The organism is Morganella psychrotolerans, assembly GCF_001676055.1.
Classification (GTDB): domain Bacteria; phylum Pseudomonadota; class Gammaproteobacteria; order Enterobacterales; family Enterobacteriaceae; genus Morganella; species Morganella psychrotolerans_B.
Map to the genome: position 1 here is coordinate 47,653 of NZ_LZEX01000006.1, position 26,086 is coordinate 73,738.

22 protein-coding genes and 2 tRNA genes are annotated in these 26,086 nt (G+C 48.6%); 3 read left to right on the plus strand and 21 right to left on the minus strand.

The window, feature by feature from the left end:
• Positions 1-181: 181 nt before the first annotated feature.
• From AYY17_RS06495 to rlmE, 16 genes are all read right to left on the minus strand, one after another.
• Positions 182-2,146, minus strand: coding sequence for a DEAD/DEAH family ATP-dependent RNA helicase (locus tag AYY17_RS06495; RefSeq protein WP_067422350.1), 1,965 nt, complete (start codon positions 2,144-2,146; stop codon positions 182-184).
• Positions 2,147-2,316: 170 nt separating this feature from the next.
• Positions 2,317-3,204 carry a lipoprotein NlpI gene (gene nlpI, locus AYY17_RS06500; protein WP_067406914.1) on the minus strand — a complete coding sequence of 296 codons (888 nt, stop codon included), beginning with the start codon at positions 3,202-3,204 and terminating at the stop codon, positions 2,317-2,319.
• Positions 3,205-3,326: 122 nt separating this feature from the next.
• On the minus strand, positions 3,327-5,483 hold the full coding sequence (gene pnp / locus AYY17_RS06505; RefSeq protein WP_067422352.1) for a polyribonucleotide nucleotidyltransferase: 2,157 nt from the start codon (positions 5,481-5,483) through the stop codon (positions 3,327-3,329).
• A 228-nt stretch (positions 5,484-5,711) separates the two neighbouring features.
• Positions 5,712-5,981, minus strand: coding sequence for a 30S ribosomal protein S15 (gene rpsO / locus AYY17_RS06510; protein ID WP_067422354.1), 270 nt, complete (start codon positions 5,979-5,981; stop codon positions 5,712-5,714).
• A 123-nt stretch (positions 5,982-6,104) separates the two neighbouring features.
• The gene (gene truB, locus AYY17_RS06515) at positions 6,105-7,061 is read right to left on the minus strand and encodes a tRNA pseudouridine(55) synthase TruB (RefSeq protein ID WP_067422356.1); all 957 of its coding nucleotides are present in this window, start codon (positions 7,059-7,061) and stop codon (positions 6,105-6,107) included.
• A complete protein-coding gene (rbfA, locus tag AYY17_RS06520) occupies positions 7,061-7,471 on the minus strand; it encodes a 30S ribosome-binding factor RbfA (protein WP_067406932.1) in 411 nt (136 codons plus the stop codon). The genes truB and rbfA overlap by 1 nt, the downstream gene beginning before the upstream one ends.
• 72 nt (positions 7,472-7,543) lie before the next feature.
• Entirely contained in the window at positions 7,544-10,276 is a 2,733-nt protein-coding gene (gene infB / locus AYY17_RS06525) for a translation initiation factor IF-2 (RefSeq protein ID WP_067422358.1), read from the minus strand.
• A gap of 21 nt (positions 10,277-10,297) precedes the next feature.
• The gene (gene nusA / locus AYY17_RS06530) at positions 10,298-11,809 is read right to left on the minus strand and encodes a transcription termination factor NusA (RefSeq protein ID WP_067422360.1); all 1,512 of its coding nucleotides are present in this window, start codon (positions 11,807-11,809) and stop codon (positions 10,298-10,300) included.
• Between the two features lie 26 nt (positions 11,810-11,835).
• On the minus strand, positions 11,836-12,288 hold the full coding sequence (rimP, locus tag AYY17_RS06535) for a ribosome maturation factor RimP (RefSeq protein ID WP_067422415.1): 453 nt from the start codon (positions 12,286-12,288) through the stop codon (positions 11,836-11,838).
• 203 nt (positions 12,289-12,491) lie between these two features.
• Positions 12,492-12,568 (minus strand) — tRNA-Met (locus AYY17_RS06540).
• A 58-nt stretch (positions 12,569-12,626) separates the two neighbouring features.
• Positions 12,627-12,716: transfer RNA gene (locus AYY17_RS06545), tRNA-Leu, on the minus strand.
• Between the two features lie 82 nt (positions 12,717-12,798).
• Complete coding sequence (gene secG, locus AYY17_RS06550) at positions 12,799-13,140, minus strand: preprotein translocase subunit SecG (protein ID WP_067422417.1); 342 nt, start codon at positions 13,138-13,140, stop codon at positions 12,799-12,801.
• Between the two features lie 297 nt (positions 13,141-13,437).
• Positions 13,438-14,772 carry a phosphoglucosamine mutase gene (gene glmM, locus AYY17_RS06555; protein WP_067422362.1) on the minus strand — a complete coding sequence of 445 codons (1,335 nt, stop codon included), beginning with the start codon at positions 14,770-14,772 and terminating at the stop codon, positions 13,438-13,440.
• The gene (gene folP, locus AYY17_RS06560) at positions 14,765-15,613 is read right to left on the minus strand and encodes a dihydropteroate synthase (protein WP_067422364.1); all 849 of its coding nucleotides are present in this window, start codon (positions 15,611-15,613) and stop codon (positions 14,765-14,767) included. Before folP ends, glmM begins: the two co-directional genes overlap by 8 nt.
• A gap of 148 nt (positions 15,614-15,761) precedes the next feature.
• On the minus strand, positions 15,762-17,705 hold the full coding sequence (gene ftsH / locus AYY17_RS06565) for an ATP-dependent zinc metalloprotease FtsH (protein ID WP_067422366.1): 1,944 nt from the start codon (positions 17,703-17,705) through the stop codon (positions 15,762-15,764).
• Between the two features lie 48 nt (positions 17,706-17,753).
• Positions 17,754-18,383 carry a 23S rRNA (uridine(2552)-2'-O)-methyltransferase RlmE gene (gene rlmE, locus AYY17_RS06570; RefSeq protein WP_067406950.1) on the minus strand — a complete coding sequence of 210 codons (630 nt, stop codon included), beginning with the start codon at positions 18,381-18,383 and terminating at the stop codon, positions 17,754-17,756.
• Positions 18,384-18,542: 159 nt separating this feature from the next.
• Between rlmE and yhbY the strand changes: the two genes are divergently transcribed.
• Positions 18,543-18,836, plus strand: a complete 294-nt coding sequence (gene yhbY, locus AYY17_RS06575) for a ribosome assembly RNA-binding protein YhbY (RefSeq protein ID WP_067366029.1) — start codon at positions 18,543-18,545, stop codon at positions 18,834-18,836.
• 194 nt (positions 18,837-19,030) lie between these two features.
• Here yhbY and greA read toward each other — a convergent pair whose 3' ends face one another.
• Positions 19,031-19,507: a transcription elongation factor GreA gene (greA, locus tag AYY17_RS06580; protein WP_067406954.1), complete on the minus strand. Its 477-nt coding sequence runs from the start codon at positions 19,505-19,507 to the stop codon at positions 19,031-19,033.
• 297 nt (positions 19,508-19,804) lie between these two features.
• Here greA and dacB point away from each other — a divergent pair, with 297 nt between their 5' ends.
• Positions 19,805-21,247 (plus strand): serine-type D-Ala-D-Ala carboxypeptidase, encoded by a 1,443-nt coding sequence (dacB, locus tag AYY17_RS06585; protein ID WP_067422368.1) that lies wholly within the window; start codon positions 19,805-19,807, stop codon positions 21,245-21,247.
• Between the two features lie 713 nt (positions 21,248-21,960).
• On the opposite strand, the gene cgtA is transcribed toward dacB, so the two are convergent.
• The 3 genes from cgtA to rplU form a co-directional block, all read right to left on the minus strand.
• On the minus strand, positions 21,961-23,136 hold the full coding sequence (gene cgtA, locus AYY17_RS06590) for an Obg family GTPase CgtA (RefSeq protein WP_067422370.1): 1,176 nt from the start codon (positions 23,134-23,136) through the stop codon (positions 21,961-21,963).
• Between the two features lie 128 nt (positions 23,137-23,264).
• On the minus strand, positions 23,265-23,525 hold the full coding sequence (rpmA, locus tag AYY17_RS06595) for a 50S ribosomal protein L27 (RefSeq protein WP_067406960.1): 261 nt from the start codon (positions 23,523-23,525) through the stop codon (positions 23,265-23,267).
• 19 nt (positions 23,526-23,544) lie between these two features.
• Positions 23,545-23,853, minus strand: a complete 309-nt coding sequence (gene rplU / locus AYY17_RS06600) for a 50S ribosomal protein L21 (protein WP_067366017.1) — start codon at positions 23,851-23,853, stop codon at positions 23,545-23,547.
• Between the two features lie 260 nt (positions 23,854-24,113).
• On the opposite strand from rplU, the gene ispB reads away from it, so the two are divergent.
• Positions 24,114-25,085: an octaprenyl diphosphate synthase gene (gene ispB, locus AYY17_RS06605; RefSeq protein WP_067406962.1), complete on the plus strand. Its 972-nt coding sequence runs from the start codon at positions 24,114-24,116 to the stop codon at positions 25,083-25,085.
• A gap of 38 nt (positions 25,086-25,123) precedes the next feature.
• Here ispB and AYY17_RS06610 read toward each other — a convergent pair whose 3' ends face one another.
• Entirely contained in the window at positions 25,124-25,516 is a 393-nt protein-coding gene (locus AYY17_RS06610) for a DNA-binding protein (RefSeq protein ID WP_067422372.1), read from the minus strand.
• Positions 25,517-26,086 lie beyond the last annotated feature (570 nt).

The following is a 26,086-nucleotide window of genomic DNA, read 5'->3' on the forward strand; positions in this document are numbered from 1 at the left end:
ACCCAACGTCATTCAAGATGCAGGCAGGCGGCAAGGGAAGATAGACGAGGAGCATACACAAGTATGTGACCCGGCGGGCGTAGTACCGCCAACGAACCTGCAGTTTGAATGAATAAGGGTATACATAAAAAAAGCCCGGCGGAGAATTTCCTGCCGGGCTTTTTATGATTCAGAGAATCAATTATGCATTGTTACCGCTGTTGTTGCTGCTGCGACGACGCGGAGCGGCGCTGCCGCCTTCATCGCGACGGAAGCTGCGGCGCTCGCCGTTACCACGGTCACCCGCAGGACGATCAGAACCACCTTTACCGCCACCGAAGCTACGACCACCATTTCCGCCATTACCACCAGTGCTGCCGCCAGGGCGACGCTCACGGGTAAATGGTTTTGCATCACCGACTAATGTCATGTTCATTGGTTTGTTCATAACACGGGTACGGGTGAAATGCTGCAACATATCAGTTGGCATGCCTTTCGGCAGTTCAATCGTTGAGTGCGTATCAAACAGTTTGATGTTACCGATATAACGGCTGTTAATATCACCTTCGTTAGCAATCGCGCCCACGATATGACGAACTTCAACACCATCTGTACGGCCCACTTCAATACGATACAGTTCCATATCGCCAACGTCACGACGTTCACGACGTGGTGCAGAAGATGCGCCACGATCAGCCGCAGAACGGTCGCTGAAACGATCACCACCACGGTCGCCACGATCATTACGATCGCCACGACGACGATCATCGCCACGGTCATTGCGATCATTACGGTCATTGAATTCACGACGCGGACGACGTGGTGCATCTGGTGGCAGAATCAGCTTGCGCTCACCTTCAGCCATTTTCAGCAGCGCTGCTGCCAGTGTTTCCATATCGATATCAACTTCAGTCTCATCACCTTCAGATGAAACCAGTTTCTTCAGCAGGCCACGGTACTGATCCAGATCACTGCTTTCCAGCTGTGTACGGATAGTTTCAGCAAATTTAGCCTGACGGCGCTGACCAATCAGGTCTGCATTTGGTAACTCAACCTCAGGAATAGTCAGCTTCATGGTGCGTTCAATGTTGCGCAGCAGACGACGTTCGCGGTTTTCCACGAACAGCAGTGCACGACCCGCACGGCCCGCACGACCGGTACGGCCGATACGGTGAACATAAGACTCTGCATCCATAGGGATGTCATAGTTAACAACCAGGCTGATACGCTCAACGTCCAGACCACGGGCAGCAACATCCGTTGCGATCAGGATATCCAGACGACCATCTTTCAGGCGCTCCAGAGTCTGCTCACGCAGTGACTGATTCATATCACCGTTCAGTGCTGCACTGTTGTAACCATTACGCTCTAAGCTTTCAGCTACTTCCAGGGTCGCATTTTTAGTACGGACGAAGATAATTGCCGCATCAAAATCTTCTGCTTCCAGGAAACGTACCAGTGCTTCACTTTTACGCGCACCGAATGCAGTCCAGTAGCTCTGGCTGATGTCCGGACGGGTTGTTACGCTGCTCTGAATGCGTACTTCCTGCGGATCTTTCATGAAACGACGGGTAATACGACGAATCGCTTCCGGCATTGTTGCAGAGAACAGTGCAGTCTGGTGATCAGCAGGGATCTGACTCATGATGGTTTCAACATCTTCGATGAAGCCCATGCGCAGCATTTCATCTGCTTCGTCCAGAACCAGACCTTTCAGTTTGGATAAATCTAATGTGCCGCGTTTTAAGTGATCCAACAGACGGCCCGGTGTACCGACAACAATCTGTGGTCCCTGACGCAGGGCACGTAACTGCACGTCATAACGCTGGCCGCCATACAGGGCAACCACATTAACGTTACGCATGTGTTTTGAAAAATCAGTAAATGCTTCTGCAACCTGAACCGCTAATTCGCGGGTCGGAGCCAGCACCAGGATCTGTGGCGCTTTCAGTGATGCATCAATATTGTGCAGTAATGGCAGGCCAAATGCCGCCGTTTTACCACTCCCCGTCTGAGCCATACCCAGAACATCACGGCCGGCGAGTAAGTGTGGAATACATTGTTGCTGGATTGGGGACGGTTTCTCGTAACCCAGATCATCCAGTGCAGTCAAAAGATCAGCTGATAAACCAATGTCAGCAAAAGAGAGTTCAGTCTCAGTAGTCATGTAAAGGTGCCTCATACAAAATGGCGGCCAGTCTACACAACCCTTTGGAACGCATGTCGGTTGTTTTCATTTAAAAGTGTGAACTGGCTCAAATAAGATTATTAAACGAACAAATAATCCCCCCATCACATCAGCGATGGTGAAAAAAATGGGTTGAAGTTTGTTCGTAGCTATTGTGGATCTGAATCCGTCAGGTCCTGTTCTTCATCACCTAACAGAGCTAATTCCAACAATGCGTAGCGGTGCTCAACAAAACTGTGTGCGTTGTTGGCAACCGTCAGCTTGAATAGCGTTTCAGCGCTATCCGTATCCCCCAGACTTAGGTAATATTTACCTAAATAGAAGTAGGTTTCACTGAGATGTTCAGCGAGCGAAGTGTTATCCGTTGAGAATTCTCTTACACGTGCCAACAGTGTTTTTTCACTGATGTCACCCAGATAGAATTCAGCAATATTCCAGCCCCATTGTCCGCCTTTCGCCTGTTCATAGCGCTGGCGTAAATCAACCAGTGCTTTCTTCGGATCTATCTCTTTGTCGACCAGATAGAGCCACAGCGAGCGAAACGGATCGTTTGGATCATCTTGATAAAACGCCTGCAGATCATCCCGCGCTACCGGATACCGGCCCCCGTAATACAGAGCGATACCGCGATTCATACGCGCGTAGTTATAAGTTGGATCAAGCTCTAATACAGAATCATACGCTTCATAGGCCGCATCAAAGTTGCCCGCCTGCGTAAAATAAATGCCCAGGTAATTAAATATCTCCGGAATATCCGGACGCATTGATAACGCAACGGTAAAATCATTACGCGCCAATGCCTGCAATCCGAGGCTGTCATACAATACACCACGCTGATAAAGCAGCTGGGCGTATTCGTCCTCAGTCAATGACCGGCTTGCCAGGATTTGCTCCATACGGGCGAGGATCACTTCCTGCTGCAAAGATGGTTGCAAGGGTACTGCAAGAGGCTCCCTGAGGTGCCAATTTTTACCGCCGCTACATCCTGCGATAAAAAGTATAGCCGCAATGCTCCACCAACGCAGAAAAAAATTCATTTCCTACTCCCGAAGTCAGATCCTTTTAAAGGAAAATCCTCTGACTGACAATAACCGAGTGCATTTTTGCTTTTTTGCCGAATGGCGCCCTTTTTACAGGACGCCATGCCTTACGTCAAATTTTATTCAGCGTTATTCATATCAGGGGTTGCATCAGAGGCAGGTGCAGCATCTTCGCTGACCGCTTCTTTCATGCTCAGGCGAATACGACCCTGACGGTCGATTTCCAGTACTTTAACCGGAACTTCCTGGCCCATCTGTAAATAATCTGACACTTTTTCAACGCGCTTGTCTGCGATCTGAGAGATATGCACCAGACCTTCTTTGCCGCCGCCGATAGCAACGAACGCACCGAAATCAACGATACGTACAACTTTACCACTGTAGATACGACCGACTTCAACTTCTGCGGTAATTTCTTCAATGCGGCGGATAGCCATTTTCGCTTTGTCGCCGTCAGTTGCAGCAATTTTCACCGTACCGTCATCTTCGATTTCGATAGTTGTACCGGTTTCTTCAGTCAGCGCACGGATAACAGAACCACCTTTACCGATCACATCCTTGATTTTGTCCGGACTGATCTTGATGGTGTGAATACGTGGAGCGAACTGAGAAATATCAGCACGTGGTGAATTGATAGCCTGTTCCATGACACCCAGGATGTGCAGACGTGCACCTTTAGCCTGGTTCAGAGCGGCCTGCATGATTTCGCTGGTGATACCTTCGATTTTGATATCCATCTGCAGAGCACTGATCCCATCGCGGCTACCTGCCACTTTGAAATCCATGTCGCCGAGGTGATCTTCATCACCGAGGATGTCAGACAGAACAACGTATTTATCATCTTCTTTAACCAGACCCATTGCGATACCCGCAACAGCTGATTTAATCGGAACACCGGCGTCCATCAGTGCAAGAGACGCACCACAGACTGATGCCATAGAAGAAGAACCGTTGGATTCTGTAATTTCAGATACCACACGGATGGTGTACGGGAATTCTTCGGCTGATGGCATAACTGCCAGCACGCCGCGTTTTGCCAGACGACCGTGACCAATTTCACGACGCTTAGGCGAACCGACCATACCCGTTTCACCTACGCAGTACGGAGGGAAATTGTAATGGAATAAGAAGGTATCAGTGTACTCGCCCATAACCTGGTCGAGAGTCTGTGCATCACGCGCAGTACCCAGTGTTGCGGTAACCAGCGCCTGTGTTTCACCACGGGTGAACAGTGCGGAACCGTGGGTACGCGGCAGCAGACCGGTACGGACATCCAGTGCACGTACCATGTCTTTTTCACGACCATCGATACGTGGTTCGCCGTTCAGAACACGGGTACGGACAACTGATTTCTCAACCGCTGCCAGGATATCAGACACTTCATGTTTCAGTTCGCTGGTCAGCTCTTCGCCGCGCGCAGCATAATCCTGCTCCAGTGCGCTGATGGTTGTATCTTTAATGATATCAACCTGAGCATAACGCTCTTGTTTTTCAGTGATACGGTAAGCATCACCCAGGGCTTTTTCAGACAGCTCAGCCACACGGTCGTGCAGTGCCTGATTAACAGGCTCTGCCTGCCAGTCCCATTTGTCTTTACCGACTTCAGCTGCTAATGCATTGATGTTGTCGATAACAACTTGTTGTTGTTCATGACCAAATACAACTGCGCCTAACATTTGTTCTTCAGTCAGCAGCTCAGCTTCTGACTCAACCATCAGCACAGCACCTTTGGTACCGGCAACCATTAAGTTCAGGCGGCTTACAGCCAGCTCATCAGTTGTCGGGTTCAGCACATACTGGTCATTGATAAAACCAACGCGCGCAGCACCAATCGGGCCATTGAACGGAATACCGGACAGTGCCAGCACCGCAGATGCACCGATCATTGCCACCACATCAGGGTTAACCTGCGGGTTAACAGAAACAACGGTTGCGATGATCTGAACTTCGTTCAGGAAACCTTCCGGGAACAGAGGACGTAACGGACGGTCAATCAGACGTGCGATCAGTGTTTCGCCTTCGCCCGGACGGCCTTCACGACGGAAGAAACTTCCCGGAATACGGCCGGCTGCGTAAGTACGCTCCTGATAGTTAACCGTCAGCGGGAAAAAGTCCTGGCCCGGTTTCATTTTTTTCTGGCCGACAACGGTAACAAATACCGCGGTGTCGTCCATGTTAACCATAACAGCAGCTGTCGCCTGGCGAGCCATCATACCGGTTTCGATAGTGACAGAGTGCTGACCATACTGGAATTTACGAATTGTCGGATTTAACAAAATAATATCCTTCTGGGTCTCTCACCCCGGCAGGGGCAAGCGATGAAATGGTCTCTTCAGATACATCCTCGCGACTAATGACAGCCTTTTCCGTTTGCCGGAAAGCGCTGTCATTAGTCGCGCGAATCGCTGTATTTAAAGAGTCGTTGTAAGCGGATAACAGCGGGATATACCGCTTTCAGAAGAAAAGGGGCCAACTTCGGCCCCTTTCCACTGAAACTTGTCGAATTAGCGACGCAGACCAAGACGCTGAAGAATCGAGGTGTAGCTGGCTAAATCTTTACGCTTCAGGTAGGTCAGCAGTTTACGACGCTGAGCAACCATACGCAGCAGACCACGACGGCTGTGGTGATCTTTTTTGTGCTCTGTGAAGTGACCTTGCAGATGGTTAATCTGTGCAGTCAGCAGCGCGATCTGAACTTCGCTTGAACCGGTGTCGTTTTCAGTACGACCAAAATCAGCGATAATTTTCGCTGTTGCTTCAGTGCTTAGAGACATAAAAAACTCCAATATACATTGATTGATAAACAAAATGAGTGCCGATCTCTAATTCAGCATCTCAAGGAAATTGCCGCACTATTCTACGCCGCAACGCACCCGAACGCAAGATGCGTCCGGTGCTTATTCTGCCTGTTCCGGCGTGTGTTCAACCACCAGACGGCGCGGTGCAACCAATCCTTCATCACTGATGACAGCAAGACCGATAAAGCAGGCATCATCACCTTGCGTTACGCGCGTTAATGTCTGTGCCGCAAGCTCATGCTGAGCCCGTACCGGCTGTCCCTGCTTAAAATAAGCCGCCGTCACATCCGTCAGATTAACCTGCGGAAAATGTGACACTGCGGTATCCATCGGCAGCAAAAGCGGATCTAACGCCATTTCAAGCGGGGTTTCTGTTTCATCAGCATTGCTGCGCAGTGCCTGTAACTGCTCCAGGGTAACCATCCGTTCTGCCGGATACGTTGCCACCTGTAAACGGCGCAGGAAAATAACATGCGCACCACAGCCGAGCATTTCACCGAGATCATCAATGATCGTGCGGATATATGTGCCTTTCGAACAATGGATTTCCAGCTCCAGTTCATTCTCTTCCCGGCGGATGAACAACAATTCATATACCGTGATCGGGCGGGCTTCGCGCTCAATGGTTATCCCCTTACGGGCATACTCATACAGCGGGCGTCCCTGATGTTTGAGCGCCGAATACATGGACGGCACCTGTAAGGTATCGCCTCTGAATGTATCCAGAGCAACATCAAGCTGTTCCTGTGTGAAAGTCAGCGGGCGTTCGCTTATCACTTCACCATGCGCATCTGAGGTGTCTGTACGCTGCCCTAAACGGGCGATCACACGGTAACGCTTATCCGAATCGAGCAGAAACTGAGAAAATTTAGTCGCTTCGCCCAGACAGATCGGTAACATCCCGGTCGCCAGCGGATCCAGCGCCCCGGTATGCCCGGCTTTGCTGGCATTAAAAAGGCGGCGGACTTTTTGCAGCGCATCATTTGATGAAATATCCTGCGGTTTATCCAGCAGGAAGATGCCGTTGATTTCACGGCCACGACGACGGCGCGCCATCAGTTATCCTCTTTGTCGTCCGCAGATTTGCGTCGGTCTTCGTCATGTTTAATCACATCAGAAACGAGATTGGACATACGCATCCCTTCGACAAGGGAACTGTCATATTCAAATTTAAGCTCCGGGATAATGCGTAAACGCATCTCTTTCCCGAGCAAAGAGCGGATATAACCGGAAATATCATTTAAGACTCTGATACCCAATTTGACCTGTTCTGAATTATGATCTTCACCTATAAAATTCAGAAAAGTAACAAATACAGTGGCATAAGCCATATCACGGGATAAATCAACACCGGATACTGTTGCCATGCCCACACGGGGATCTTTAATTTCGCGTTGCAGGATAATCGCAATTTCTTTCTGAATTTCCTGTGAAACGCGCTGAGACCGGCTGAATTCTCTTGCCATAGTTTCATCTCCTGAAAAGTAAGGGGGCAATAAGCCCCCTGATATATCATGTATTGTAATACCGTCAGGCGATTAGATAGTCCGTTTGACTTCAATCACCTGGAAGACTTCAATCATGTCGCCCGGGCGAACATCATTGTAGTTCTTCACACCGATACCACATTCCATCCCGTTACGGACTTCGGCAACGTCATCTTTGAAGCGGCGCAGAGATTCCAGCTCGCCTTCATAGATAACCACGTTGTCACGCAGAACACGGATTGGGTTATTACGCTTGATGTTACCCTCTGTCACCATACAACCGGCGATTGCGCCGAATTTAGGTGAACGGAAGACATCACGGACTTCTGCCAGACCCATAATTTCTTGTCTGTACTCAGGTTCCAGCATCCCGCTCATCGCCTGTTTGATTTCATCAATCAGGCTATAGATTACAGAGTAATAACGCAGATCAACACTTTCGCTTTCAATTACGCGGCGTGCAGATGCATCAGCACGGACGTTGAAGCCAAGGATAATTGCGTTAGATGCCGCAGCAAGTGTTGCGTCAGTTTCGGTGATACCACCTACGCCGGAACCGATAATTTTCACTTTGACTTCGTCAGTAGACAATTTCATCAGTGAGTCAGTAATCGCTTCACATGTACCCTGAACGTCAGTTTTCAGTACGATGTTCAGTTCAGAAACTTTACCGCTTTCCATGTTCGCAAACATGTTTTCCAGTTTAGATTTCTGCTGGCGAGCCAGTTTCACGTCACGGAATTTACCCTGACGATAGAGCGCCACTTCACGGGCTTTCTTCTCATCACGGACAACCGTTGCTTCATCACCGGCTGACGGTACGCTGGACAGACCCAGAATCTCGACCGGCATAGAAGGACCTGCTTCAGTCACATCCTGACCCAGTTCGTTGCGCATCGCACGAATACGGCCATATTCAAAGCCACACAGTACGATATCGCCCTTATTCAGGGTGCCGCTCTGAACCAGAATGGTCGCAACCGGACCACGACCTTTGTCGAGGTAAGATTCGATAACCACACCGCTGGCCATACCTGTACGAACCGCTTTCAGTTCCAGAACTTCAGCCTGGAGCAGAATCGCATCGAGCAGGTCATCAATACCCAGTCCCTGCTTCGCAGAAACACTGATGAACTGGTTTTCACCACCCCATTCTTCAGAAAGGATGCCGTACTGAGACAGCTCACTTCTTACGCGTTCAGGGTCTGAATCAGGTTTATCAATTTTGTTCACGGCAACCACAACCGGCACACCAGCGGCTTTCGCATGCTGGATAGCTTCGACGGTTTGCGGCATTACGCCATCGTCTGCCGCAACAACCAGAACAACGATATCCGTTGCCTGTGCACCACGTGCACGCATTGAGGTAAACGCGGCGTGTCCCGGAGTATCCAGGAATGTAATCGCGCCTTTATCCGTTTTAACGTGATAAGCACCGATATGCTGGGTGATACCACCCGCTTCGCCGGACGCTACTTTCGTTGAACGGATATAGTCCAGTAATGAGGTTTTACCATGGTCAACGTGACCCATGATAGTCACAACCGGTGCACGGGACTCAGCAGATGCGCCGCCCATATCACGGTCGCTCAGAATCGCCTCTTCCAGTTCGTTTTCACGACGCAGGATAACTTTGTGACCCATTTCCTCAGCAACCAGCTGTGCAGTTTCCTGGTCAATTACCTGATTGATAGTCGCCATGGCGCCCATCTTCATCATGGTTTTAATAACCTGGGAACCTTTTACTGCCATTTTGTTGGCTAATTCGCCGACAGAAATGGTTTCGCCGATAACCACATCACGGGTAACAGCTGCAACCGGCTTGGTAAAGCTCTGCTGCAGTGAGCTGCCTTTACGCTGTTTCTTACCGCGTGGCTGTTGCGCACGGGCTTCTTCGCGATCGGCTTTCTCGGAATGACGGTTATTTTTCTTCTGGCGGACATTTTTAGCCGGACGGGTACGGGCGCGGTTTTCACCTTCAACTTTCGCATCACTTTCATCTTCAGCTTCACGGGCGTGAGCGGAAGTGGTGGTGTGATAGTCAGCGCTCTCGGTTTCGTCACCAGGAGTTGCAGACCATTTCTCTGCGTTTTGTTCTGCCAGAAGACGGGTTTCTTCTGCTGTACGTTTTACTTCAGCTTCCAGTTTACGTTGCATTTCTTCTTCGGCTTTACGCTTTAACTCAGCGGCCTCAGCTTCGCGACGTACTTTCTCGCTGTGTTCCCGTGTATCAGCCGGTGCTGATTTCGTTTTATTTTCTTTCACGTTATTCTTTTCCGCTACTTCACGCTTAGCCGTATCTGCTGCTTTATCAGTTGCCTGCGCTGCTGCCACTTCGCGTTTTGCCTTTTCTTCAGCGTCACGTTTCGCTTTCGCGTCCTGTTTGGCTTTTTCTTCAGCTTCACGACGGGCCTGTTCTTCAGCTTCGCGTCTTGCCTGCTCTTCCGCTTCACGCTGCGCCTGCTCTTCCGCGGCTTTCGCCTGTTCTACGGTATCGCTGTTGACATAAGTGCGTTTTTTGCGGACTTCAATATTAACCGATTTACTCTTACCACCGGTTACCGGAACACTCAACGTACTGCGTGTTTTGCGCTGAAGTGTTAATTTACCCGACTGACTTGCACCGCCTTGTTCACGGTTCAGATGGGCCAGCAGGGCCTCTTTTTCTTGCTGAGAGACGTTATCCGACGCAGTTTTTTCAATGCCTGCATCAGCAAATTGCTGTACCAGGCGCTCTACTGAAGTCTGAATTTCATCTGCCAGTGTTTTTACTGATTCTGTCATGCTGCTCCTTCCCGCTACAAATTAAGATGCATCGTCGCCAAACCAACAGATATTACGTGCTGCCATAATGAGAACACCTGCTTTCTCATCACTCAGTTCTTCAATATCAGTCAGGTCGTCGATACCCTGTTCGGCAAGGTCTTCAAGAGTACAAATACCACGAGAAGCCAAACTAAATGCCAGTGTGCGGTCCATGCCTTCAAGATTTAACAAATCATCCGCCGGTATTGCACCTGACTGGCTCTCTTTCTGTGCCAGTTCGAGCGTTGTTAAAACGGCTTTTGCACGTTCACGCAGGGCGTCAACTGTTTCCTCATCGAGGCCGTCGATTTCCAGCAGTTCGCTGACCGGCACATAGACCAGTTCTTCCAGTGTGGAAAAACCTTCTTCCACTAATATGGTGGCGAAATCTTCATCGATGTCGAGATGCTTAACAAAAGTTTCAATGGAAGCATGTGCTTCCGCCTGATGTTTCGCGTTCAGTTCATCGGCGGTCATGACATTGAGTTCCCACTTGTCATTATCGCGATGTTTTTTCAGCAGTTGTGCGGCGAGACGCACATTCTGGCCGTTACGACCAATGGCTTGTGCAAGGTTACTGCTTTCCACAGCAACGTCCATTGTGCAGTTATCTTCATCAACCACAATAGATGCAACATCTGCCGGAGCCATTGCATTAATCACGAATTGTGCCGGATTGTCATCCCACAATACGATATCAATCCGCTCCCCGCCCAGTTCACTGGAAACGGCTTGTACACGGGCACCACGCATTCCGACACACGCCCCTACAGGGTCAATACGTTTGTCGTTGGTTTTTACCGCAATTTTAGCACGGGAACCAGGGTCGCGGGCAGCCGCTTTAATTTCAATAATCTCTTCACCGATTTCCGGTACTTCGATTTTAAATAATTCGACCAACATTTCCGGACGGGAGCGGGTCACAAATAATTGCGCGCCACGGGCTTCCGGACGGACATCATACAGGACACCACGGATACGGTCACCCGGGCGGAAGTTTTCACGTGGTAACATGTCTTCGCGTATGATAACCGCTTCCGCATTACTGCCTAAATCCAGTGTAATGTTTTCACGGTTTACTTTTTTCACCACACCGGTGATGATTTCGCCCTGATGCTCGCGGAATTGGTCAACGACCATTGCACGCTCTGCTTCACGGACTTTCTGAACGATAACCTGTTTGGCTGTCTGAGTAGTGATACGGTCAAAGGTAACAGATTCAATCTGATCTTCGATGTAGTCACCCAGCTGGATGCCCGGCGTATCGTATTCAGCCGCTTCCAGTGTGATTTCACGGGTTGGCTGCGTGACTTCATCGACCGCTACCCAGCGACGAAAAGTGTCGAAATCGCCGGTTTTACGGTCAATACAAACACGAACTTCAATTTCCTGCTCGTATTTTTTCTTAGTGGCGGTTGCCAGTGCAGTTTCCAGGGCTTCAAAAATTTTCTCACGAGGAAGCGATTTTTCGTTAGAAACTGCCTCAACAACAGCCAGAATTTCTTTATTCATCCTAGTTGCCTCTTTTGAACTTTATATTAAAAGTGGGGTACCAGGTTAGCTTTCTGGATGTTGCCAAGTGCGAACACTTCGTCTTTGCCATCCACTGTAACCGTGATCATTTCGCCGTCAACAGCTTTAATAATACCCTGCCATCTGCGACGGTTCTGCATAGCGATACGTAAAGTCAGACTAGCTTCTTCACCTGTGAACCGCTGATAATGCTCTGCCGTAAATAACGGACGCTCCATACCCGGAGACGACACTTCAAGGTTATAAACGACGGTAATAGGATCTTCAACATCAAGAACGGCACTGACCTGATGGCTGACGTCCGCGCAATTATCAACAGTGATACCCTCATCACTATCAATATAAATACGCAGTGTTGAGACACGACCACGAATAAATTCCAGGCCGACAAGCTCAAAACCGAGTGCTTCGACAGGTGCTGTGACCATCTCTGTTAATTTCTGCTCTAATGTGGACAAGACCACCCCCAGGACATAAAAAAAGGGCATAACGCCCAGTAGTTCTGTTGTTTTATAACAAAAAACCCCGAAATTTCGGGGCTTTAAGCAACAACTGGACCCTGTATACTTCTCACTTCTTAATCGCTTTTCCAAATCAGGGGATAACTTCAAAGAGTTGTTGATTTAATCAACCTAGGAAAAAACGATTCGTTTTTAAGAAGTGGTTGCGGGAGCCGGATTTGAACCGACGACCTTCGGGTTATGAGCCCGACGAGCTACCAGACTGCTCCATCCCGCGTTCGAAACGTGAAAAATTCTACGCCGATCACCTGCAAAACGCAAGCTTCAAACAAAAATGGTGCCGAGGACGGGACTTGAACCCGTACGCCTGTTTTGTAGGCACTACCACCTCAAGGTAGCGTGTATACCAATTTCACCACCTCGGCACTGATTACTCTGACGGAACTGACTGATGGTGTCATATCAATCCCGTTTTTAAAACGTTACTACTTTCCGGTCCTGCAACAATCAGCGTGGAATATCGCTGTTAGGTGCTGCTGGTGCTACGGGTACATCCGTTTTCTGTTCTGTCTGCGCCGGCACAGCGAGATTATCAAACTTGCTGCCTGTTCCGACTTTGTTGCTGGTCATGTTGCCCAGAACTAAACTCAGCACAAAAAACAGTGTTCCTAAAATGCCGGTGGTACGGGTCATGAAGTTACCTGAACCCGAAGAACCAAACAGAGTTGCAGAAGCGCCTGCACCGAACGAAGCACCCATGTCCGCACCTTTACCCTGCTGCATTAATACCATGCCGACTAAGGCAATCGCAACAAGTAAGAAAACGACTAAGAGTATTGTATAATACATAATATGTACCTGTTCCTCGTACGGTATACCGACTGATTCGGTATTAATCTGCACACTCACAGATAAAATGAATTACCTTGCTGAGCGGGTCAGAATACTAACCAAACAAACGCTGACACGCAAGTCTATTTTCAGCCTGCCGCATCAGTTGCGGAAAAAAACAACAACAAGGGGCGGATTCTGACAGAGCCGGCACAAAATCTCAATAATTTTTTCCGGCAAAACCATTCACACCCCTGATAATAATTACGGGTTTATCACATTATAAATAAGATAAGGATAAATAATGTAAGGTAACTACACCCGCTTTACCGCATCGGCGATACGATTCGCCATTGCAGTAACCTGAGCTTCATCCTCACCTTCCACCATAACGCGGATCAGTGGCTCTGTACCGGATTTACGTAACAACACGCGACCTTTGCCATTCAGTTCTTTTTCAACCTCCTGCGTCACGCGGATAACCTCGTCAGAGGATAGCGGGTCGTGTTGCCCGGTAAAGCGGACATTGATAAGGATCTGCGGCAGCAGTTTCATGCCGCTGCACAGGTCATGCAGGCTCATATTATTACGCACCATCGCGCTGAGTACCTGCAGGCCCGCCACAATACCGTCTCCGGTTGTGGTTTTATCCAGCAAAATAATATGTCCGGAGTTTTCCGCACCTAAACGCCAACCTTTTTCCTGTAATTTTTCCAGCACATAGCGGTCACCGACTTTCGCGCGTTCAAACGGAATACCCAGCTGTTTCAGTGCCAGTTCCAGACCCATATTACTCATCAGTGTACCTACCGCACCACCGCGCAGCTGCCCCTGACGTAACGCTTCACGCGCGATAATATAAAGGATCTGGTCGCCATCCACTTTTTCACCGAGGTGGTCGACCATGATCAGGCGGTCACCGTCACCGTCAAACGCCAGTCCGACACTCGCACCTTCTGCGATAACGCGTTCCTGCAACTGACGGACATCCGTCGCGCCACACTCTTCGTTAATATTGATCCCGTTAGGATCACAGCCGATAGCAATAACCTCTGCACCCAGCTCGCGCAGAACATTCGGCGCAATGTGATACGTTGCACCGTGCGCGCAGTCGATCACCATTTTCAGCCCGTTCAGGCTCTGTTCGTTCGGGAAAGTACCTTTACAAAATTCGATATAGCGCCCGGCTGCATCCACGATGCGGTTTGCACGGCCTAATTCAGCGGATTCCACACAGGTCAGCGGTTTTTCCATTTCAGCTTCAATGGCTTCTTCCACGTGATCAGGTAATTTTGTACCGTCGATCGAGAAAAATTTAATACCATTGTCATAAAACGGATTATGAGATGCAGAGATAACAATACCGGCTTCTGCACGGAAAGTACGGGTCAGATAAGCAACCGCCGGTGTCGGCATAGGGCCGGTGAATGAGGCGGATAATCCGGCTGCAGCCAGTCCGGCTTCAAGGGCGGATTCCAGCATATAACCGGAAATACGGGTATCTTTGCCGATAATAATTTTCCGCGAACCATGACGTGCCAGCACTTTCCCGGCAGCCCAGCCCAGCTTAAGCACAAAGTCAGGGGTAATCGGGCTGTCGCCCACTTTTCCGCGGATACCATCAGTACCAAAGTATTTGCGATCACTCATTGTCGTTTTTTTCCTTTGCTAAACGGGTTGCTTCCACCACTTTCATGGCCTGAACAGTCTCTTTTACATCATGGACACGAATGATTTGTGCCCCTTTCATTGCGGCAATCACCGCACAAGCCACACTGCCGGCAACCCGTTCATCAGGGGGAAGATCCATCAGCTGACCAATCATTGATTTACGTGACATTCCGGCAAGAACCGGTAATCCCAGTTTATGAAATTCGTCTAATTTATCTAACAGCTGGTAATTATGCGCTAAAGATTTACCAAAACCGAAGCCCGGATCGAGAATTATGTGATTTTTTTCAATACCGGCAGCCATACAGCGTGCTACCTGCGCTTCAAGGTACGCATAAACATCATGTACCACATTTTGGTAATGCGGCGCCTGCTGCATTGTACGCGGCTCGCCCTGCATGTGCATGACACAAACAGGCAAACCACTTATGGCGGCGGCCTGAAGGGCTCCCGGCTCCGTTAATGAGCGGATATCATTGATAATATGCGCACCGGCTTTCGCGGCTTCACGGATAACCAGTGCTTTCGAGGTATCGACCGAGATCCAGACATCTGATTCACGGGCAATTGCTTCAACAACAGGTATTACGCGTTCTGCTTCCTGCTCAGGGCTGACTTCCGCCGCCCCGGGACGGGTTGATTCACCACCGATATCAATAATTACAGCACCTTCCAGGATCATCCGCCGGGCATGTGCGAGTGCTTGTACAGGGGTGTTATGTGTGCCGCCGTCAGAGAACGAATCCGGGGTTACATTAAGTATCCCCATTACTTGCGGCGTTGCCAGGGAGAGTGTCTGACCGCGTGCGGTAAGTTTCATAATCCGGCCTTCTTACTATTTTTAATCAATACGTGAACTGATTGTAATGCCTGACCCCGGCGGGATAAAGACATAAAAAAACCCGGCTGATGTTCCCGCCGGGTTTTTGTTATAAAAATTTATACCGTTGATACAACCATAGTGATGATTAAGGCTGCTTATCGTTTTCAGGCGATTGTGCATCCGCATCATCAGAACCGGTATTTTCCTGAACCGGCACCTGGTTGCTGCTTTCCGGCGGACGGGTATCCGCTTTCGGCTTATCACCTTCCCAACCGGCAGGCTCACGCACTGGTACGCGGTTCATCAGGTCATCAATCTGTGGTGCATCAATGGTTTCATACTTCATTAATGCATCTTTCATGGTGTGCAGAACATCTAAGTTATCCATCAGGATCTGGCGGGCGCGTTTATAGTTGCGCTCGACTAACTCACGGATTTCCTCATCGATGGTCCGGGCGGTTTCATCAGACATGTGCTGTGCTTTCGACATAGAGCGGCCTAAGAACACTTCACCTTCTTCATCCGCATACAGTAATGGTCCCAGTTTTTCTGAGAAGCCCCACTGTGTCACCATGCTGCGGGCAATGTTAGTTGCCACTTTGATATCATTTGATGCGCCTGTTGAGACATGTTCCGGCCCGTAAATGATTTCTTCAGCCAGACGACCACCGTACAGAGTCGAAATCTGACTTTCGAGTTTCTGACGGCTGGCACTGATCTGATCACCTTCCGGTAAGAAGAATGTCACACCCAGCGCACGTCCGCGCGGAATAATCGTCACTTTATGGACAGGATCATGCTCCGGAACCAGGCGACCAATGATGGCGTGTCCGGCTTCATGGTAAGCAGTAGAGGCTTTTTGCTCTTCAGTCATCACCATGGAGCGACGTTCAGCACCCATCATAATTTTATCTTTGGCTTTTTCGAATTCGTTCATCGTCACCACACGCTTGTTACCGCGTGCCGCAAACAATGCCGCCTCGTTCACCAGGTTGGCAAGATCCGCACCTGAGAAGCCCGGTGTACCACGTGCCAGTACTGACGGCTCAACATCCGGCGATAACGGAACACGACGCATGTGAACTTTCAGGATCTGCTCACGCCCGCGTACATCCGGCAGACCGACCACGACCTGACGGTCAAAACGGCCCGGACGCAGTAATGCAGGGTCAAGCACATCAGGACGGTTGGTTGCGGCAATAACGATAATACCTTCGTTACCTTCAAAACCATCCATCTCTACCAGCATCTGGTTCAGAGTCTGTTCACGTTCATCGTGACCTCCGCCCAGACCTGCTCCGCGCTGACGACCGACCGCATCTATTTCATCGATAAAGATGATACAAGGTGCGGTTTTTTTCGCCTGTTCAAACATGTCACGGACACGGGATGCACCCACGCCCACAAACATTTCAACGAAATCAGAGCCGGAAATAGTAAAGAACGGTACTTTCGCTTCGCCGGCGATAGCTTTTGCCAGCAGCGTTTTACCGGTACCCGGAGGTCCCACCATCAGGATCCCTGTCGGAATTTTACCACCGAGTTTCTGGAAGCGGCTTGGTTCGCGCAGGTATTCCACCAGCTCGCCCACTTCCTCTTTGGCTTCATCACAACCTGCCACATCTGCAAAAGTGGTTTTCACCTGATCTTCTGTCAGCATGCGCGCCTTGCTTTTACCGAAGGACATCGCACCTTTTCCGCCACCGCCCTGCATCTGGCGCATGAAGAAAATCCAGACACCAATTAACAGCAGCATCGGGAACCACGAAATGAAGATTGTGGTCAGAATCCCCGGTTCTTCAGGTGGTTCGCCCACTACGCTGACATTTTTGTTCAGCATGGTGTTCAGCAGTTGGTTATCCTGCATCGGCAAGTATGTGGTGTATTTTGAGCCGTCTTTTTTAGAGACGTTAAGATCACGATTGGAAATACGAACTTCGCGCACCTGATCCTGTGCTAACTCAGTGATAAAGGTAGAGTAGTCCACCTTACGACTGTTTGAATCGCCTGGGCCAAAACTCTGAAACAGAGACATCAGTACAACTGCGATGACCAGCCAGAGAATTAGGTTTTTCGCCATGTCACTCAAGGGATTAACCTCTTTTTACATCTGTGTTAACAAATAAAGCACAGGGTACTACACTTTCCACCCTGTCGCTACAATGTATACTTCACGGGATCGGGCCCGCGAAGCATCGGGTTTACGGACTTTCACTTTGGTGAACAGGGAACGAACATCCCGGAGGTATTGATCAAAGCCATCTCCCTGAAAGACTTTGATAATAAGACACCCCCCCGGTGCCAGAGCAGACCGGCACATATCAAGCGCCAGCTCAACCAGATACATCGCGCGCGGAATATCAACTGCAGGTGTTCCGCTCATATTTGGTGCCATATCTGACATCACAACCTGGACTTTTTTGTCACCAACGCGCCCCAGTAAAGCATTGAGCACGTTTTCATCACGAAAATCTCCCTGAAGGAAATCAACACCGACGATTGGATCCATCGGTAACAGGTCACAGGCAATTACCCGCCCGGACTGACCTATGTGATTTACAGCATATTGTGACCAACCGCCGGGAGCGGCACCCAGATCCACAATAGTCATACCCGGTTTAAAAATATTGTCGCCCTGCTGAATCTCTTCGAGCTTAAACCAGGCACGAGAGCGAAGCCCCTTTTTTTGCGCCTGCAGGACATATTTATCACTAAAGTGTTCCTGCAACCAGCGACTGGAGCTTGCTGAACGTTTTTTATTGGCCATTGTGATTTCCGACTAACCTGTTATTTCTGACTCAGTTTTTTCGCTTAACGATACGTAAAGTGCGATTACCGCGGATAATACCTCTCACCTAATGATGGTGATAAGCATGATATGGCGGTAGAATACACCGTTTTCAATAGTTATTAAGTAAAAAAAACAATGAACCTCACTAAAAAGCAAGTCCAGCACCTGAAAGCGCTCGCGCATCATTTAAACCCGGTTGTCATGATTGGCAACAACGGACTTACTGAAGGCGTTCTCGCAGAAACTGAAGTCGCTCTTACGCATCATGAGCTTATCAAAGTTAAAATCGCGGGCGAAGACCGCGAAATGAAAGCATTGATCGCTGATGCGATTGTGCGCGAGACCCGTGCGTACAATGTGCAAATTATCGGTAAGATCCTGGTACTGTATCGTCCGTCAGAAGCACGGAAGATCATTCTACCTAAATGATAATTGCATATTTATAAAAAAATGCCACCAACAGAAGATTTCTGATTTTATCATCTTGTTGGTGGCATTCCTTTTTACGTTTTCTGAAATGTAAAGTTCAGTAAAAAAGCACCTGAGTGTCTTTTTTGCATGAAATATCCATATTATGAAATATCGCTCCTGCAACCGTCATCCGGCATGCTGAACAACAAGACTTACAGATATTCCACATTAAGAACTTCAAACTCAACTTCACCGCCCGGCGTCTGAATAACGACAGCATCATCGACTTCTTTACCAATCAGCCCGCGGGCAATCGGTGAGTTGACTGAGAGCAGATTCGATTTGATATCCGCTTCATCATCACCCACGATACGGTAAGTCAGTTCTTCATCCGTGGTGACATTCAGTACAGTGACTGTGGCACCAAAAATAATCCGGCCGTTATTAGTAATTTTTGTGACATCGATCACCTGCACGTTGGAGAGTTTTCCTTCAATCTCCTGAATGCGGCCTTCACAAAAACCCTGTTGTTCACGGGCAGCATGGTATTCTGCATTTTCTTTCAGATCACCGTGTGCGCGGGCTTCCGCGATATCGGCGATAATTTTCGGACGGCGCTCATTTTTCAGAAATTCTAATTCTTCACGCAGTTGGTCTGCGCCGCGGACCGTCATAGGGACTTGTTTCATTCTCTACCTCTGAATCATTCCTAAGTAATATTCATATCATCCTGATTAAACGATAACAGTACCTTATGCGCCATGTGTGGCACACTACTATTAAGTAAAACCGTGTAAATTTGCGCTGATACTGTCATCATAATACGGACATCATCAGCACTGTAACGCGTTATCTGCGCGGGCTGTACTGAAATCCTTACCCGGCATTCTATCCCGGTGTGCTGTGTCGGTCATCGTTTACTTTTACCGGCCCGGGGCTTTAGTATAACGGCTTCTCAACCCGGATTGTGATGGATAGGTCGCTCAATGAACTTTTTTACCCGGACCGCTTATGCGATGGGATTGTCTGTATTACTTGCCGGTAACGCGCCGGCCACCCCGGTTGAACAATATACCCAATATCTGCCGGCGGGTACAAACCTGGCCCTGATCGCGCAGCGGGTAGGTGATTCACAACCTATTGTTGAGTATCAGGGCCAGCAAATGGCAATGCCTGCCAGCACCCAAAAAGTGGTAACCGCCCTTGCTGCCCTTCTGCAACTGGGGCCGGACTTTCGTTTTATTACGACTCTGGAAACCAAAGGACAGCTGAACGGCAATACATTACAAGGGGATTTAATCGCCCGTTTTACCGGGGACCCGACACTGACCCGCCAGCAGATCCGCAATATGGCCAATGAGCTGCGTAAAGCAGGTGTACAGGCTATTCAGGGCGATCTGGTGATTGATATCTCCGCGTACGCCAGCCACGATAAAGCGCCGGGCTGGGTGTGGAATGACCTGACACAATGCTTCAGCGCCCCGCCTGGCGCGGCAATTATTGACCGCAACTGCTTTTCAGTCACACTCTATCCCGGCGCAAATCCCGGCGATATCGCGACTATCCGCACAGCAAGTTACTATCCTGTCACCATGTTCAGTGAAGTGAAAACGCTGGAGCGCGGCTCTGCTGAGGCCCGTTTTTGTGAGCTGGATGTCGTGCCGGGCGAACTGAACCGCTATACCGTCACCGGCTGTATGAATCAGCGCAGTGAGCCTCTGCCGCTGGCCTTTGGTGTACAAAACGGCGCAAGCTATGCCGGGGCAATAGTAAAAAATGAGCTGATACAGGCGGGGATCACACTAAACGGCAACGTCCGCCGTCAGACGCACCCGGATCAACCGGGTACTGTGCTGGCACAGGCACAATCTGTGCCGCTGCATGACCTGCTGACAAAAATGCTGAAAAAATCCGATAACATGATTGCCGACGAAGTTTTCCGGACAATCGGCCGCAGTTATTATGGTGTGCCGGGTACCTGGCGCTCAGGTCAGGAGGCTGTACGCCATATCCTGAAAGAGAAAGCCGGGATCGATATGGGCAATACAGTAATGGTTGATGGCTCCGGATTATCGCGCCATAACCTGATAACACCGGCAACTATGATGGATGCGCTGCAATTTATCGCCAAACATGATGATCAGCTGCAATTTATCAAAATGCTTCCGCTGTCAGGTTATGACGGAACGCTGCAATACCGGGGCGGTCTGACAGAAGCAGGGGTAAACGGCAAACTTTCTGCCAAAACAGGCTCCTTACAGGGGGTTTATAATCTGGCCGGGTTCCTGACTACCGCCAGCGGGCAGCGTATCGCATTCGTGCAATTTATCTCTGCTTATGCCGTTCCGCCTGCTCAGCAGCGCAGTCGTCGTGTACCACTGGTCCGGTTTGAAGGTCATTTATATAAAGATCTCTACCGTAACTATTAATCCCGGCCTGCATATAATAAGTCTCCTTCTATTATCAGGGAGACTTAATACTGATACGATTGAATCGTAACTTATCGTGTTGTGCATATCACTCTGCAGATAATGTACTGAAAAGCAGAAAAGACGGAACGTTATACGTAGTTGATTTATCAATGCAACTCATTGACAAATCACTATATACCCAACGTCATTCAAGATGCAGGAAGGCGGCTGGCCGCGTTCCGCCAACACACCTGCAGTTTGAATGAATAAGGGTATAATAATATATTTATTAATATAACCGGATGCCTGATAACAGTAATTATATTAATAGTATGTTTAAACGATATAAAAAATAAACTTTAATTATATGATTAAATCAAGTAATGGTTTAATGCGAAATCAATATATAAAAATAAATTAATCTCTGAATAATTAACTGTCAGAGGATAATCATTATCCGTAATTACGTGACTTTATGTATAAAATATCGGCAGATGCTATTTTCAATAAACGAATTATACCGGTTTTATCATGTGAAGTAGCATGCTGAAAATTCGCCTTTTAGGAAATTAAAACATCCTCACTTTTCTGATTATTATATACCCGCCGTCATTCAGGATGCAGCCGGCGAACCTGCAACAAGGATATAAGTAAAAATACGTTGCCAATGGTTTTATCCGGACATAAAAAAACCCGGGGCATCAGCACCGGGCTTCTTATCACTCAGGACACTATTTCTGGTAGATGAATTCAACACCTTCTTCATCATCTTCATCCCAGTCGTCATCGTCCAGGTCATCAGTCAAATCGTCTGCCTGCTCAAGCTGCTCTTTGTGGTAATCATCCCACATGAAATCAACTTTTGCATCGTCAACAACGGCGGCTTCAGCGGCTTCACGCGCATGCGTATTCAGGAATTCCATCAGATCCCAGCACAGTGCTTTCACACCCTCGTGATTCACGGCAGAGATCATATAGAACTTATCTTCCCAGCCCAAGGCATCAGCAATCGCCTGAGCGCGCGCTTTCGCTTCTTCCGGATCGACAAGATCAATTTTGTTGAAGACTAACCAACGTGGTTTTTCTGCCAGTTTTCCGCTGTATTTTTCCAGCTCACCCACAATGATCTTCGCATTTTCAACCGGATCACTTTCATCAACCGGGAAAATATCAATGAGGTGTAAAAGAACGCCGCAGCGCTCCAGATGCTTCAGGAAGCGGATCCCGAGACCTGCACCGTCGGATGCACCTTCAATCAGCCCCGGAATATCGGCAACCACAAAGCTCTGTGAGTTATCCATCCGTACCACACCCAGGCTTGGTACCAGGGTAGTAAACGGATAATCAGCTACTTTTGGTTTCGCCGCAGAGACAGAGCGGATAAACGTGGATTTACCGGCATTCGGCATACCCAGCATACCGACATCGGCCAGCAACATCAGTTCCATCATCAGTTCGCGGGCTTCACCCGGCGTTCCCATGGTGCGCTGACGTGGGGCGCGGTTGACGGAGGATTTAAAGCGGGCATTGCCCAGGCCATGATATCCGCCTTTAGCAACCATCAGGCGCTGTCCGTGCAGCAACATGTCGCCCAATACCTCATTGGTCGCCGTATCGCGGATACGGGTACCTACAGGAACGTGAACCGTGACATCGCTGCTACGTCTGCCGGTACAGTCACGGCTTTGTCCGTTTTGTCCCCGTTCTGCACGGAACGAACTTTCGAAACGGTAATCAATCAGGGTATTGAGATTTTCATCGGCCTCGAGGTAAACATCACCACCATCGCCGCCATCTCCGCCATCAGGCCCGCCTCTCGGAATATATTTTTCACGGCGGAAGCTGACGCAACCGTTGCCGCCATCTCCTGCCACAACCAGGATCTTCGCTTCATCTACAAATTTCATTATTTTTCTCCGTAACGTTGCCGTGTCCGGACTATCGGGTCCGTATGCCCAGGGATGACGTTTTACGCATATAAAAAGCCCTGCAAAAGGGTTTGCAGGGCTTCGGACTCGGTTAAGACGTGAAAAACTTATTCAGCAGCTTCGATGCTGATATATTTACGGTTTTTCGGGCCTTTAACTTCGAATTTTACTTTTCCGTCAGCTAATGCGAACAGAGTGTGGTCGCGACCGCAACCTACGTTAATGCCGGCGTGGAACTTAGTACCACGCTGACGAACGATGATGCTGCCTGCTAAGATAGCTTCACCACCGAAACGTTTTACACCCAGACGTTTTGCTTCGGAATCGCGACCGTTTCGAGTCGAGCCGCCAGCCTTTTTGTGTGCCATTGATCTGCTCTCCTAATTCTTAAGCGATACCGGTGATTTTAACATCAGTGAACCACTGACGGTGGCCCTGCTGTTTCCGGCTGTGTTTACGACGACGGAATTTAACGATTTTAATTTTATCGCCACGACCGTGTGTAACCACTTCAGCTTTGATTGTAACACCTTCAACGACTGGAGCGCCGATCTTGATGTCTTCACCATTTGCAATCATCAGAACCTGGTCAAACTCAACAGTTTCACCTGTTGCGATGTCCAGCTTTTCCAAGCGAACGATTTGACCTTCGCTGACCCGGTGTTGTTTACCACCACTTTGGAAAACCGCGTACATATAAACTCCGCTTTCCGCACACCCCATAAATTTGATTCTGAGAGTGCACTATAAAATTATTCACATAGGGCGCGGATTTTACGCAAAAACGCTGCTAATGACAAGAGCTGAAACCGATCTAATAGTAAAAAAAACGTCACTTTGCAGATAGCCGTTTATTTGAAACTTTTTTACAGTACAATCATGAAGAGCAAAAAACACTGCTATCATAAACCATTACCTTTGATCGGGATGTCAAAAACAAGGTTAAAGCCAGTAACATGAACTCAGAACAAATAATCGCGCTGACTGCTGATGATATGACTGCAGTCAATCAAAAGATTCAAAAACAGTTAACCTCAGATGTATCACTTATCAACCAGCTGGGTTATTACATTATCAGCGGCGGAGGGAAAAGGATCCGCCCGATGATCGCGGTACTGACCGGCAGGGCTCTGGGATACACAGGTGACAAACATATTCAGGTCGCTGCATTGATCGAGTTCATCCATACTGCAACACTGCTTCATGATGATGTGGTGGATGAATCAGATATGCGCCGCGGTAAACAGACTGCCAATGAAGTGTTCGGCAACGCCGCAAGTGTACTTGTCGGTGATTTTATCTATACACGATCGTTTCAGATGATGACGGATCTCGATTCCATGCGGGTCCTGAAACTGATGGCTGAAGCCACAAACGTGATCGCGGAAGGTGAAGTGCTGCAACTGATGAACTGCAATAATCCGGAGATAAGCGAAGCGGACTACATGCAGGTTATCTACAGTAAAACGGCCCGTTTGTTTGAAGCCGCGTCACAATCTGCCGCGATCCTGGCCGGTGCCACACCGGAACAGGAAATTGCCCTTCAGAATTACGGCCGCTATCTCGGCACCGCATTTCAGCTGATTGATGATGTGCTGGATTATGATGCAGATAATACGACTCTCGGTAAAAATACCGGTGATGATCTGGATGAGGGCAAGCCCACACTTCCGCTGCTTCATGCCATGCATAACGGCACACCGGAAGAGTCTGCACTCATCCGTCAGGCCATTGAGCAGGGTAACGGGCGTCATCTGCTGGAGTCAGTTCTCTCCACAATGAAACGCTGCGGCTCCCTGACATATACCTATAACCGGGCTGAAGAAGAGGCTGACAAAGCTATTGCTGCGTTATCCTTACTGCCGGATTCACCTTATAAAGCCGCACTGGCAGGCCTTGCACATATCGCAGTACGTCGCTCCGCCTGACCATAAGCAAACGGGATCCTGATAAGGATCCCGTTTTACTATTCCGGCTTTTCGTCCTGCTCCCGGATCCCCGGAAGATGAAGCTCATGTGCATTGAGATGCTGGATCAACTGAGCCAGTCCTTCCCGCAGGATAAATGTTACAATTTTCTCCCGCTCCTCGCGGGTTAGTTGATAATACGCTTCCACCCATATCAGAAACGCATCCTGTCGCTTCGCCTGGTAACTTGCGCTGTTATCACATGCATGCAAAATTGCCTGAACTTCATCCGGCAGGCTATCCAGGCTGTATTCAACCGCTTTACCCTGCACGCCGCGTTTACGCCGCTGATGCCAGCCTTCCCGTCTCGCCATCAGGTTGACACCTTGAGGAGATGATGGCAAGCCCGCCAAACCAACCAATTCCTTCGCGGAATACCATTCTTTTTTCATCTTTTCTCCTGCAACCCATTTTCAGCAAAAAAATTTGGCTTTCTAAGTTTTAAAACGTAGTCGGCTCGCCAAGTACTTTCCCAAAAATGACAAATGCGTTAATTACATTGAATTTTTTAACAGTTTCTGGATAAACACCAAATTATTCGACATTATTTGACAAACGCAAGGATAAAACATCACCTTTTTATGAATAGTCGGCATTTTTTAACCTAAACATGGTTAATCATTCATGTAATGAAAATAGATCAGAAAATGATACCCGACCCGGTGTCCTCTCTGACGCATCATGCCCGATAACAGGTAAAAATCTCTTTCGTTTCATCAACAAGCTCCTTATGTTAAGTAAGTAAATATGCTTACCGCGGCCATTTCCTTTGTGCTGCCTACACATTTTCATTCTGTTTCTTAATTCTGTAACAGAGTTCAAAAAAGATATTTTTAAGAAAAAATTTAAGAAAATATTTAGAAAAATAATGGTATTTTATTTTCTTAATAACGAATTTGGTTCACCTTTAATGTGATAGCGACCCGTTATTTATACCACTAACACGACATTAATCTAAAATA

What these genes read in the sequence shown, in the direction of transcription:
- folP (WP_067422364.1), bottom strand. Translation starts at nt 15,613, where the DNA reads ATGAAACTTACCGCACGCGGTCAGACACTCTCCCTGGCAACGCCGCAA.
- rbfA (WP_067406932.1), bottom strand. Translation starts at nt 7,471, where the DNA reads ATGGCAAGAGAATTCAGCCGGTCTCAGCGCGTTTCACAGGAAATTCAG.
- rpsO (WP_067422354.1), bottom strand. Translation starts at nt 5,981, where the DNA reads ATGTCTCTAAGCACTGAAGCAACAGCGAAAATTATCGCTGATTTTGGT.
- AYY17_RS06610 (WP_067422372.1), bottom strand. Translation starts at nt 25,516, where the DNA reads ATGAAAAAAGAATGGTATTCCGCGAAGGAATTGGTTGGTTTGGCGGGC.
- rlmE (WP_067406950.1), bottom strand. Translation starts at nt 18,383, where the DNA reads ATGGCCAATAAAAAACGTTCAGCAAGCTCCAGTCGCTGGTTGCAGGAA.
- infB (WP_067422358.1), bottom strand. Translation starts at nt 10,276, where the DNA reads ATGACAGAATCAGTAAAAACACTGGCAGATGAAATTCAGACTTCAGTA.
- greA (WP_067406954.1), bottom strand. Translation starts at nt 19,507, where the DNA reads ATGAAACAAGTCCCTATGACGGTCCGCGGCGCAGACCAACTGCGTGAA.
- nlpI (WP_067406914.1), bottom strand. Translation starts at nt 3,204, where the DNA reads ATGAATTTTTTTCTGCGTTGGTGGAGCATTGCGGCTATACTTTTTATC.
- glmM (WP_067422362.1), bottom strand. Translation starts at nt 14,772, where the DNA reads ATGAGTGATCGCAAATACTTTGGTACTGATGGTATCCGCGGAAAAGTG.
- yhbY (WP_067366029.1), top strand. Translation starts at nt 18,543, where the DNA reads ATGAACCTCACTAAAAAGCAAGTCCAGCACCTGAAAGCGCTCGCGCAT.
- AYY17_RS06495 (WP_067422350.1), bottom strand. Translation starts at nt 2,146, where the DNA reads ATGACTACTGAGACTGAACTCTCTTTTGCTGACATTGGTTTATCAGCT.
- cgtA (WP_067422370.1), bottom strand. Translation starts at nt 23,136, where the DNA reads ATGAAATTTGTAGATGAAGCGAAGATCCTGGTTGTGGCAGGAGATGGC.
- nusA (WP_067422360.1), bottom strand. Translation starts at nt 11,809, where the DNA reads ATGAATAAAGAAATTCTGGCTGTTGTTGAGGCAGTTTCTAACGAAAAA.
- rplU (WP_067366017.1), bottom strand. Translation starts at nt 23,853, where the DNA reads ATGTACGCGGTTTTCCAAAGTGGTGGTAAACAACACCGGGTCAGCGAA.
- rpmA (WP_067406960.1), bottom strand. Translation starts at nt 23,525, where the DNA reads ATGGCACACAAAAAGGCTGGCGGCTCGACTCGAAACGGTCGCGATTCC.
- secG (WP_067422417.1), bottom strand. Translation starts at nt 13,140, where the DNA reads ATGTATTATACAATACTCTTAGTCGTTTTCTTACTTGTTGCGATTGCC.
- dacB (WP_067422368.1), top strand. Translation starts at nt 19,805, where the DNA reads ATGAACTTTTTTACCCGGACCGCTTATGCGATGGGATTGTCTGTATTA.
- truB (WP_067422356.1), bottom strand. Translation starts at nt 7,061, where the DNA reads ATGGCGCGCCGTCGTCGTGGCCGTGAAATCAACGGCATCTTCCTGCTG.
- ispB (WP_067406962.1), top strand. Translation starts at nt 24,114, where the DNA reads ATGAACTCAGAACAAATAATCGCGCTGACTGCTGATGATATGACTGCA.